The organism is Duganella sp. CF458 (genome assembly GCF_900113115.1).
GTDB lineage: Bacteria > Pseudomonadota > Gammaproteobacteria > Burkholderiales > Burkholderiaceae_D > Rugamonas.
The window spans coordinates 1-1,934 of the sequence record NZ_FOOF01000052.1; the positions used below are offsets into that span (position 1 = coordinate 1).

The following is a 1,934-nucleotide window of genomic DNA, read 5'->3' on the forward strand; positions in this document are numbered from 1 at the left end:
AATGGCCGCGGCAGGCTGGCGGTGCAAGCCGACCGCAGCGGCAACCAGCTGAGCTACAGCTACAACGGCGACCTGCTGAGCGAAGTGGCGAACCAGGACGGCGAGAAGACCGTGCTGGACTATGCCAACGGCAAGCTGGCCAGCGTGCATTCGGTCGATAAGGCCGGCCTGCCGCATACCCGCGTGCGCTACGCCTACGATGGCCAGGGCCGCCTGGCGAGCGTCACCGTCGACCTGACCCCGGACGACAACAGCATCGCCGACGGCAAGGTCTACGTCACCAATTACACCTACGATGGCGCCAGCCAGCGCATCGCCAGCATCGCGCAGACCGACGGCACGCTGCTGCGCTTCGATTACGTCGAGTTCAACGGCACCTGGCGCGTGGCCAGGCTGCGCCAGATGATCGACGGCGTGGAGCGTGTCACCTCCTACGATTACTCGGACTTGATGAACGCCGTGCCGGCCACGGCGGACGTGGATGGCGGCAAGCTGTCCACCGTTGGCGACGTCACCAGCAACAACTCCGTCCCGCTCGATAACGGCAAGGTCACCAGCAGCGAACCGCGGGTCAACAACGTCTCCGCCGGCGTGGACCCAGGCAAGCTGGTGACAGGCGAAACGAAGCTGGTTGACGAAAACGGCAACCTGAATGGCAGCTGGTTGTCCACCACCGAGTCGCAGGCCGGGCCGCAAACGGCCATCATCGATTCCAGCCACACCTCGGACACCGAGCTGAAAGATATCGACCACACCCTGGCGCTCGATGGCGGCAAGCTGTCGACCATCGAAGCGCCGGTCAAGGACCAGACCGCCAACCTCGACAGCAGCAAGCTGTCCACCAAAGACCCGGTCACAGCGCCAGGCGATGTGCCAGCGTACTACCAGGTCCAGCAGCTCGACACCTGGCAGTCGGTGACGCAGTTCCTGTACGGAACCAGCGAAGCCGATGCCATCGAAACCCTGCGCAACGCGCTGGGTTATCCGGTCCTGCTGCCCGGTGCCAAGCTGACCATGCTGCCGGCGACCCTGGTGTATGGCCTCAGCACGACGGTAGCGCCTTACTTCCTGATCCGCGGCGGCGATAGCTGGAACAGCATCGCCAGCACCTTGTACGGTTCCAGCGCGAGCGAATTGGCCAATGCGTTGAGGGACGCGTTGGGCAACCCGCCATTGACCGCAGGCACCAAGCTGGCCGGCCTGCCGGCAACGATCACCTACACCACCCACACGGTATCGGTGCCGACCTACTATCGCATCAAGGAAGGCGATACCTGGGAAAGCATCGCGCAAGCCTTGTATCGCAACAGCGATCCGGCGGTGGTTGCCGCATTGAAGAATGTGTTGAACAATCCGCCGCTGGTCGCGGGGGAAAAGCTGGTCGGCATGCCGTACTCGCTGGACTACACCAGCGACCGCGTACCGCCTTACTACCGCATCAAGGAGGGTGACACCTGGGCCAGCCTGGCCAAAAAGCTGTATGACACCAGTGCAGCGGCATCGGCGCTGCAGGCATTCGTCGCGCCACAGGAGCTGGTGGTCGGCGGTAAATTGACCGGCTTGCCGAGTTACCTGCATTATCAAGTGACGCAGGTAGTGCCGGATTACTACGTGATCCAGTCGGGCGATAGCTGGGACAACCTCACCCTGAAACTGTACGGCACCAGCGATCCGAATGCGGTGCAGGAATTGAAAACCCGGACGGGCGGCCCCTACCTGACCCCGGGCCAGCGCCTGACCCCGCCCGCATCGCTGACCTACCAGACCACCACACAAGTTGCTGTGCCGCCGTACTATACGGTGAAGGCAGGCGATACCTGGCAGGCTATTGCGCTGGCGCTGTACGGCACCGATCATCCAGCCGCACAGGCAGCGCTGGAGGCAGCGCTCGGCAAGCCGGCACTGGCGGCCGGCACCAAGCTGCGCAACCTGCC

The 1,934-nt window shown here is 63.7% G+C and carries 1 protein-coding gene; it reads left to right on the forward strand.

The window, feature by feature from the left end; all coding sequences use genetic code 11:
- A partial coding sequence (locus BM269_RS29595; RefSeq protein WP_170860518.1) for a LysM peptidoglycan-binding domain-containing protein occupies positions 1-1,934 on the forward strand: 1,934 nt, incomplete at both ends.